The organism is Ectothiorhodospira lacustris (genome assembly GCF_022227785.1).
Lineage (GTDB): Bacteria > Pseudomonadota > Gammaproteobacteria > Ectothiorhodospirales > Ectothiorhodospiraceae > Ectothiorhodospira > Ectothiorhodospira lacustris.
On sequence record NZ_JAJNQM010000105.1, the window covers coordinates 1 to 8955 of the forward strand.

The following is an 8955-nucleotide window of genomic DNA, read 5'->3' on the forward strand; positions in this document are numbered from 1 at the left end:
GCTGATCGGGCGGGAGTTCGTGGGCGGCGGTTATGTGACCGTGCTGGTGCGCGGCGAGACGGGCGCGGTGAACGCCGCCGTGCGGGCCGGCGCCGATGCCTGCGAGCGGGTGGGTGACGGCCTGGTGGCCGCTCACATCATCGCCCGCCCCCACCGGGAAGTGGAACCCATCCTGCCCGTGGGCGGCCCTGGCACCGAATGACCCGGCCCGGCAACCGGGATGAATACACATTCAAGAAAGTGAATGATCGGAGAAAAGAAGATGGCCAATGACAATTACGGTATCGCCCTTGGGATGATCGAGACCCGAGGCCTGGTGCCCGCCATCGAGGCGGCGGACGCCATGACCAAGGCCGCCGAAGTGCGGCTGATCGGACGGGAGTTCGTGGGCGGCGGCTATGTGACCGTGCTGGTGCGCGGCGAGACCGGGGCGGTGAACGCCGCCGTGCGGGCCGGCGCCGATGCCTGCGAGCGGGTGGGTGATGGTCTGGTGGCCGCCCACATCATCGCCCGCCCCCACCGGGAGGTGGAGCCGATCCTGGGCAAGACCGGCGGTGACGCCGCCTGACGATGGTAGCCGGCGTTCTCGGTCGCGCCCTGAGCCTGGAATTTTCGACGGTTCGGCAGCACACATGACCCAGGCCTCGCAGGTGGAGGCCTGGGGCCTGCCGGCGGCCTCGGCCCGACTTGCGCCACGCCGACCGGCTCACCCCTGGAGATCCGCGCATGCATCCCGACTGGACCCGCCGTGAACGCCCCTTGCGACTGGAACGCCGCCTGGCCTTTCCGGATTACGAAGCCACCCGCTGTTTTCTGGAACAGGCCGGGGCGCTGTCGGAACAGATGGGGGTGTACCCCGATATCAGTTTCGGCCGCACCTATGTCAACATCACCCTGCATGCGGACGACAATGCCACCGAACTGAGCGACGAACAACGCCGTTTCGTCGACGCCCTGGATACCTTCCAGCCCACGGACACCGCCGAGGTGCACCCATGACCGAGCCCAAGCACGAGCAGTCACCCCCCAAGCGCGAGGGGGAACCGTCACCGCCCGCCTCATCCGCCCCTGTGACTCCACCCAAACCGGAAGACACCCACACGTCCGCGGCGCAAGGCAACCCCGAGCAGACCGCGGCCCGGCGCCGCCGGAGCCCGACCGCGTCCGGCAAACCCGCCGCCCCGGCGCCCCGCAAGAATCAGACGCAGACGGCCGACACCGGCTACCTTCCGGGCCGCCGGGTCTGGCCCGACTGAGTCGACGCCATGGACGAGCGACACGACAACGACACGGAAGATGCGGGACCCCAGGATGAAGCGCGTCAGCCGGACATGCCCAACCGGTTCATCCGTCATGCCAGCCTGCGGCAGTTGCAGATCCTGGAGGCCATTGTCCGTCTGGGCAGCTTCACTCGGGCCGCGGAAGAGCTGTTCCTGACCCAGCCCACCGTGTCCATGCAGATCAAGAAACTCTCGGAGACCGTGGGTGCCCCCCTGTTCATGCCCTCGGGCCGCAATGTGGAACCCACCGAGGCAGGGCGGGAAGTCTACCAGGCAGTCAAGGTCATCCTGGATACCCTGGCGGATCTGGAAATACGGCTGGCGGATCTCAAGGGCCTCAAGCGGGGCCGGTTCCGCCTGGGGGTCATCACCACGGCTAAATATTTCGCCCCCGAAATCCTGGGGGCCTTCTGCGAGGCCTACCCCGGCATTGATGTCTCACTCAAGGTCAGCAACCGGGACCGCATCATCGAGCGGATGCTCAACCACGAAGATGACCTGTATATCTTCGGTGAACCGGACACCATCGGCATGTCCGTGGAATCCACCTATCTGGCCCCCAACCCCCTGATCATCGTCGCCCGCGCCGACCACCCCCTCGCGGGCGTGAAGAACATCCCGTTGGAGCGAATCATTGAGGAGCGCTTCATCCTGCGCGAGCCCGGTTCAGGCATCCGTGATGCGGTGACCCGCCTGTTCGGCAAGCACGGCCTCAAGCCCAATGTGCGCATGGAACTGGGCAGCAACGAGGCCATCAAGCACGCCATCATCGCCGGTCTGGGGATCTCCGCCCTGTCCCTGCATTCTCTGAACCTGGACGGCGGTGCCGGACGGCTGATCATGCTGGACGTAGCAGGATTCCCCATTCAGCGTGCCTGGTACCTGGTCCACCCCAGGGGGCGGGACCTGTCCCTGATCTCACGGGCCTTCCTGGCCTTTGCCGTGGAACGAGAGGCCGAGATCAAGGCCTCGCTGGATCGAACCCATGCGGCCCTGCGTCTGCCCGCTTCGTCCTCCTGAACCTCACCGTCGCCGGCATGACAGCGGCAGCCCCGGCCGTTGCGTCCTTGGGTCAAGAACCCTGGCGCCGCCGGTGCTATCATGCGCAAAATCAAGACCGGCGACCCAGAGCATGCAGGTGCACACCTACCCCATTGAGGCACGCATCCAGTGGCTGATCAACCTGTCCCGCAAACATTCGGAGCTGTTCTGTAGCCCGGCCGCCAGCCTGGCCCGGGATCGCTATCTGGCCCGGCATTCCACCCGCATCGCCGTGCTCAAGTGCATGGACGGGCGTATCCATATCCCCCATGCCACCTGCACCCCGCTGGGAATCATCCGCCCTTTCCGCAACCTGGGCGGACGCTTTGATCTGGGCTGGCCCTTTCTGGGCAAGCTGATCGCCGAGATGGCGCAGGATGCCGCCTCCGCCGGGCATCGAGTGCTGCTGATGATCACCTATCACCTGTCCAAGGGCGCCTGTTCCCGCGGCTGCGCCGGGTTCGACTACGACACCGGGGCAGCCATCGCCCATACCCGCCAGATCCGTGCGCAGGCAGAGGCCCTGTTCGGCCGTGACCGGCAGCAGGTGTACCCACTGGTCTGCGGCTTCGAGACCGACACCGATGCCCTGATCATCCATGGGGACCGGGACGAGGTGCTGGATATCAGCCAACTGGAAACGGGGAATGCCGCGGATCTGGAAGGTCTTCTGATGCCTGTCTGTCCTGACATGCCGGCGGAAGTGCGGCGGGATCTGCTGCCGCTGCTGGAGGGCAACCTGGCCCACGTGCAGTCCTTGCGGGGCGTGGCCCGGGAGTTGGACATCCAGCATCGGGAATGGGCCATCTGCGTCGGCCGGGGCTTTGACTTCCTCCATGTGCCCAATACGGCCCTGATCATCGGTCCCTACAGCCCGGACCTGTCCACCCCCGTCCACAAGGCCGCAGGGATCATTGAGGACAACATGGCTGCGGGCCGGATACCCGATGACGGCTTCATGCTGCTGACCTCGGCGCCCTATGAGGAGATCGGCCCGGACCGGGCGCGGGCCATGCTGGAATCCCGTTTTCTGACGGATTTTGCCCGGGAGGTGATTCGCAAGGATTTCCCGGACCTGGCCCGCCGCATGGTGCCCCACACAGCGGTGGTGAACTGGCGGACACGAGGTCTGGAACTGCTGGATTAAAGCCCGTGGACCTTGAGTTTCGCCCTGAGGGTATTGCGGGAGATCCCCAGTTCCTCCGAGATCCGGCTGCGGTTGCCCCCGAAGGCCTCCAACAGACTGCGCAGGGTCAGGGCCTCGAACTCCTCCAGCAGGTGCCGCACCCGCCCCCCGGCCACCGCCCGCTGCACCAGTGACTCCAGCCCACCGCCCGATCTGCACTCGCGACCGGCAGGGCATTCGGTCTCAGTCTCGACGGCAAAGGGAAACCCGGTGATGCTCCCGACGCGGGCACGTACCGCGGCCTGATAGACCAGATTCTTCAGTTCCCGCACATTCCCGGGCCAGTGATAATCCAGAGCGGCCGCCTCCGCCTCTTCCGAGACCTCGGTGATCTTGAGGCCCAGGCGCAGATTGGCCTCCGCCACGAAGGCACGCACCAGGGAACGGACGTCATCCGGCCGCTCGCGCAGCGGAGGGATGCTGATGGGGAACTGGGCCAGGCGGTAATACAGATCCCGCCGGAACCGTCCCGACTCCACCTCGGCCGACAGATCCCGGTTGGTGGCGGCGATGATGCGCACGTCCGCGGAACGGGCGGACGCATCCCCCAGCCGATGAAAATGCTTGTCTTCCAGAAAGCGCAGCAGCTTGGCCTGGAAGGTGGGCGACATGTCGCCGATCTCGTCCAGCAGCAAGGTGCCGCCTTCCGCCGCCTCGATCTTGCCGACGCCTTCATTGACCGCATTGGTGTACGCCCCCCGAGCATGGCCGAACAGTTCCGCCTCCAGCAACCCCTCGGGAATGGCGGTGCAGTTGATGGCCATATAAGGGCCGCCGGCCCGGGAGGAATGGCGATGAATGCAGTAGGCGGAGACCTCCTTCCCCACCCCGGTCTCGCCGGTGAGCAGGACATTGAGATCATTGGAGGCCGCCACCCCCAGCTGCTTGAAGACCTCGACCATCTTGGGGGAGGAACCAAGAATGGAGGGGCAGTCTTCCCGGATGACTTCGTCCACATGGGTGCTCAGGCTGCTGAGGCGGGCCTGCTGCAGGGCGGACAGCAGCCGATCGGTATCCAGGGGCTCGGGCAACACATCCAGCGCCCCCATCCGGGTGGCCTGCACCACCTGCTCCGGTAACAGACGGTCCCCCACCAGGATCACCGACCGGGTATTGCCGCTGTCATGCAGGGCCTGCAACACCGGCAGCCGCGGGGCTTGGGTACCGCTTTCCCGCACCAGCAAAACCGCCGCCGGCTCGCTCATGGGACTGACCACCTCCTGAGTCGATCGATGCTCACAAGCCAGCCCCTGGGTCTTGAGAAGCCGTTCCACTGCCTTGCCTTGAGAACTACAGTCCCAGCCGATCAGAATGACATTGCCACTCATGGTATCCACTCTTCTCTCCTCGCCCCAGGTCGGATGCAGGCCGTTCCTCAAGGCGCCGGGTACATGGCCCGGTACTCTTTCGGCCTTTGATTATTGTCAAACGTGATGGACATATAACCACAAATAAAATGACTGTCAAGTTTCAGGGTCTTTACGGCCGAGTAAACAGGCACAAAAAAACCCCTCCCTGAAAAGATCACGGGGAGGGGTCAAAAGGACGAACATCCGTCATGACCGGGGGGCTTTCAGCCCCCCGGGTACTGCATCACCGGGGCCGGATGTCGTGGACCTGGCTGATGTCCGCATCACCGCCCGGACCGTGGCAGGTCAGGCAGTTTTCACCACCCGGATCCAGGTTGTCGATGCCGGCGGACATGGAACCGCCTCTGGGCCGGATATGGTTCTCGAACCAGTCCGGATTGGTGTGGCAGGAGGTGCAGACCGAGGCGATCGGGCTGAACTTCTGATGCTGCTCCAGGTTGTCCAGCCCGTTGTCGGCACCGAAGGCCACCGTGCCGGCATTGGTGAAGTTGCCGGTCTCCCAGTCAAAGCTGCGGTGGGTGGAACCGATCACGCCTGGTGCCAGCGGCAATTTGTAGCTGTCGTTGACGTGGCAGGTATTGCAGTTGGCAATACTGCCCGGGAAGTGATGGGCGTTGTCCCACTGTCCATCCTCATCTCCCTGAGGCGCCGGACCGCCGAACACCAGGGCACGCAGCTGGATGCCATCCGCCCCCATCTTGGCCCGGTGGATGTGATGGATCATGCGCTTGAAGTCCTTGGACTCTTCAAACTTGCCATCGAACTGCCCTTCCAGGCCGCGACGTGGCATCCCGAATTGATTGGAAATATCCGTATTGTTGGGGTTGTGACAATGGACGCACAGCTCCGGGTTGTTGCGGCGGTTGCCGCCATGCTTGGCAAAGCGGATATGGCAGGACCGGCAGGTCTCTTCCACGTCCACCACTTGGCGCCGAGGCGTCGGGACGGTATTGCCGATGCCAAAGGTGGTCACCCGATGCAGGGCGTTGACGACGGGCGTACGGCTGTCATCCCAGACGCTCTCCACCGTACCCAGGGCATCCTTGGGCACCACCTGATGCTGCACCGCAATAGAGCCGGTACCGTTTTCGGGCATGGTGTCGATGATGGAGGATACGTCCAGGGTCACCGTGTAGTAGCCGCTGCCGGAAGGACCGCTAATGGCAATATTGTTGCCTGCGCCGCTGGTCCAGCAATCGGCATTACATCCAAAGTCCGTGGTACGGCCCGGCCAGTTATTGTTGATGTCGCTGGAATGGGTGAAGTCGGCAAAGCCCTCCTCGCGCCAGCCCATGACGAAGCCGAGGGAGAAGGTGGCATCGACGTCGTGTCGCAGGTACACGCTCTTGGCGTCATCCCGCACCCGCAGGCGGAAGGTCACGGATTCGGCGGCCGGATCCAGGGTGGCCGGTTCCAGTTCGATCCGGAGCTGGTCCTGGCGAATGCCCGCCCGGGTGAAGCTCAGGTGGGCCCGGGTCACGCGAACCCGGTTGTTGCCGTTCTGCTCGATCCCCCGCAGCCCGATGTTGGCGGCATCGCCGGCAGGACTCTGGTTATGACAGCCGCCGCAGGCCTGGCCGCTGACGAACAGGTTACTCCCTATGGCGCCAGCAATGGTGGCGCTAGTATTGTCGCCCGAACCCCACAAGCCAGTATCCGGATTGAAACCAAACCGGTGGCCGCTGCGCCAGTCCCCCCTGGGTCCGGCGGTTGAGGCCCCAAAACGCTCGGCCAGCCGGGCCGGCAGGGTCTCGTCCGGATGAACGCCCCCCGGCAAAGCCACGTCGGCATCGGAGAAGTTGTACCAGAACACGTTGTCGTGGCAGGCGGAACAGGCCTCGACGGTACGGGTAGGCCCCCACCAGTTATCACCGTCCGGCGTCACCCTGGCCAGTTTCTGCCGGGCCAGCACATCCTCGCTACCGGCGATCAGCACCAGCTCGTCGCGGGTCTCCTGACCGATGTGGCACTTCACGCAGTTGTCGACGCCGAAGGAGGCCTGGCGCGGAATCGGATCCCCGTTCGGCAGGACGCCATGGGAGGCATAGTTGCCCACATGACCGATGTTGCCGTTGTCATGCACGGCCTGCGGGAATCGCAGCTTGCTGAAGTCGTTGTTGCGGATGAAATAGGGCACGCCGGCGCGCACGCTGGGCAATGACTGTCCCCGGTGAATCTTATGCACCATCTGCTTGAAGTCGATGCTGCGGCCGCTGACCGGGTCCACGCTGCCCGGGTTGTGGCAGGTGACGCAGTACTGGGGCTCCACCCGGTTGCCGCCATGTTTGCGCAGGGTGCCGTCGTGGCAGGTGTTGCAGCTATCAAGAGAGATCATGTCCCGGGTGGCGTCCACCCCATGGGTGGGACGATCGCCGGTGGCCGGGATGAAGTCATACCAGGCGTTGGCCACCAGGCCACCCCCCAGTTGCATGCCCACCCGGTGGGTCCAGTCCTCGTTGTATTCCACGGTGTAGGTCAGTGTGTCACCACTGCCCTCGATGCGAACCCCCCGGGGCAGCGTGGTACCGTCCGCCCAGGTGCAGCGGACGGCCTCACCCAACTCAGCCTCTGCCTGAGGGCGATCGGAGAATTCATGGCTACCATGGGAGGCATCCTCCACACAGCGCCACAGCTGACCCACGTTATCACCGGTGATGGTCCGGCTGGCTTGGTTTACGTTGAGGTTGTAGGTGTAGCGATACTCGCCGTTGCCCAGGTTTTCCAGGGTACCGTTGTTCTCGATATTCCCCTGAATGGCATTGCCGAACATGGGCGCCCCGGTGGGGTTGTTCTCCGAGACGGCCGGCATCCAGCCGGAATCGGCCACGGGACGCTCCCGGGTAATGTAGTTCACCCAGTCATAACCCTGGCCATATCGGCTTCTGGGGGCCAGCTTGGCGAAGGTAAAACTGGCCGCGGACAGGTTCGTGATGGGGACACCTCGCCCATCCAGTAGTGTGAATTCCACGACTGGATGGCCATTAATGACATCTGCACTGGTGATCTGGAGACCCGGTCCGGCCGCCGGTTCATCGGGCAGTGCCGGCAGGCCACCGCCTCCGCCGCCGGTGGTGGTCTCGTCGAATCCGCTATCACTGGCCAGGCAGCCTGCAAGCACCAGGGCCAGCAGGATGATCATGGCCCCATGCATGCCGTTCCTCACGACGGCATTCATGCGGCCATGACCCTGAGTCTGTCCCGCCTCACTGATAGCGGGCGGTGGTGAAGCCCCCCCGCCGGTGAACTGTTCCATTCTCGATCGTCTGATTCGTGCCATGCTCCCCACCTCCAGGTTGATTCGCCGTGGACGCTCGCAGCCATTCCGGCAACAGGCCGGAGATCGCTCATCCATATCGCCCAACCCATTGAACTCGTTGTTATAAAAGCAATATCTAGAACCGATAGCGCAACGTGCCGGCAATCAGGTGTGATGTGTAGTCGGGGCTATCCTGATCCAGCAGGATGAGGTTGCCGACACCGGTCACCCCCACGTTATCCAGACCCCAGTCCTTTTCCTCATAACGCTCCACCATGTAACGCAGGCGGAAATCCAGGTTCTGACGCAGCCGGTAATCGCCGTACAGGCTGAACTGGGTCAGGCGTGATTCCAGGCTGGGATAGACGCCGTTCCCAAGTTCGGATCTCACCCGGGCACGGCCCGAGCTTTCGATATGAATCAGTTCGGTCCCCAGGGTCAGTTTGCCCGGGCGAACCGCGTATTCACCACCCACGCCCAAAGTGAAGGAATCCTCATCCCGCTGCGAACGCCAGAACTCGCCGCCGGGTCGGGTCGGGGTCGGTGCCCGGAAACCGTCCTGGTCCGCCTTGACGTTTTCGTAGGCATAGAAGGCAAACGCGGTCAGCCGATCAGTGGGCACGTAGGAGACATCCATGGCCCAGATCTGTCGCTCGGCGGACTGCAGCCCCAACTCGGAACGTGAATAGTCATCGTCGATCCACTGCACCCGCGGCGTGAATTGCAGCCGCCCATTGGCCTGGAAGGTGGCCAGCAGGGTGATGCTGTGGCGATCCCGGTCCGCAAGGTAATACTTGCGCAGGGTTTCCGGCGCGGTATCCC

8 protein-coding genes are annotated in these 8955 nt (G+C 64.0%); 5 read left to right on the top strand and 3 right to left on the bottom strand.

Annotation, left to right across the window (positions count from 1 at the left end; all coding sequences use genetic code 11):
* From LQ952_RS14535 to LQ952_RS14555, 5 genes are all read left to right on the top strand, one after another.
* Positions 1-202: BMC domain-containing protein (locus LQ952_RS14535; protein ID WP_238623343.1), on the top strand; the 202-nt coding region annotated here is incomplete at its 5' end.
* A 60-nt stretch (positions 203-262) separates the two neighbouring features.
* Positions 263-568 (top strand): alpha-carboxysome major shell protein CsoS1, encoded by a 306-nt coding sequence (gene csoS1 / locus LQ952_RS14540; RefSeq protein ID WP_238623344.1) that lies wholly within the window; start codon positions 263-265, stop codon positions 566-568.
* A 158-nt stretch (positions 569-726) separates the two neighbouring features.
* The gene (locus LQ952_RS14545) at positions 727-999 is read left to right on the top strand and encodes a 4a-hydroxytetrahydrobiopterin dehydratase (protein ID WP_238623345.1); all 273 of its coding nucleotides are present in this window, start codon (positions 727-729) and stop codon (positions 997-999) included.
* Between the two features lie 332 nt (positions 1000-1331).
* Entirely contained in the window at positions 1332-2300 is a 969-nt protein-coding gene (locus LQ952_RS14550) for a LysR family transcriptional regulator (protein ID WP_238623349.1), read from the top strand.
* 112 nt (positions 2301-2412) lie between these two features.
* Positions 2413-3468 carry a hypothetical protein gene (locus LQ952_RS14555; RefSeq protein WP_238623346.1) on the top strand — a complete coding sequence of 352 codons (1056 nt, stop codon included), beginning with the start codon at positions 2413-2415 and terminating at the stop codon, positions 3466-3468.
* On the opposite strand, the gene LQ952_RS14560 is transcribed toward LQ952_RS14555, so the two are convergent.
* The 3 genes from LQ952_RS14560 to LQ952_RS14570 form a co-directional block, all read right to left on the bottom strand.
* Entirely contained in the window at positions 3465-4835 is a 1371-nt protein-coding gene (locus tag LQ952_RS14560) for a sigma-54-dependent transcriptional regulator (RefSeq protein ID WP_238623350.1), read from the bottom strand. The two genes, LQ952_RS14555 and LQ952_RS14560, sit on opposite strands and share 4 nt — an antisense overlap.
* 265 nt (positions 4836-5100) lie before the next feature.
* The gene (locus tag LQ952_RS14565) at positions 5101-8154 is read right to left on the bottom strand and encodes an OmcA/MtrC family decaheme c-type cytochrome (protein WP_238623347.1); all 3054 of its coding nucleotides are present in this window, start codon (positions 8152-8154) and stop codon (positions 5101-5103) included.
* Between the two features lie 115 nt (positions 8155-8269).
* Positions 8270-8955 (bottom strand): MtrB/PioB family outer membrane beta-barrel protein (locus tag LQ952_RS14570; RefSeq protein ID WP_238623348.1); only part of this gene is annotated, 686 nt, incomplete at its 5' end.

Bases quoted from the DNA above. Each gene is read 5' to 3' on its own strand.
- csoS1 (WP_238623344.1), top strand. From the start codon at position 263: ATGGCCAATGACAATTACGGTATCGCCCTTGGGATGATCGAGACCCGA.
- LQ952_RS14545 (WP_238623345.1), top strand. From the start codon at position 727: ATGCATCCCGACTGGACCCGCCGTGAACGCCCCTTGCGACTGGAACGC.
- LQ952_RS14550 (WP_238623349.1), top strand. From the start codon at position 1,332: ATGCCCAACCGGTTCATCCGTCATGCCAGCCTGCGGCAGTTGCAGATC.
- LQ952_RS14555 (WP_238623346.1), top strand. From the start codon at position 2,413: ATGCAGGTGCACACCTACCCCATTGAGGCACGCATCCAGTGGCTGATC.
- LQ952_RS14560 (WP_238623350.1), bottom strand. From the start codon at position 4,835: ATGAGTGGCAATGTCATTCTGATCGGCTGGGACTGTAGTTCTCAAGGC.
- LQ952_RS14565 (WP_238623347.1), bottom strand. From the start codon at position 8,154: ATGGCACGAATCAGACGATCGAGAATGGAACAGTTCACCGGCGGGGGG.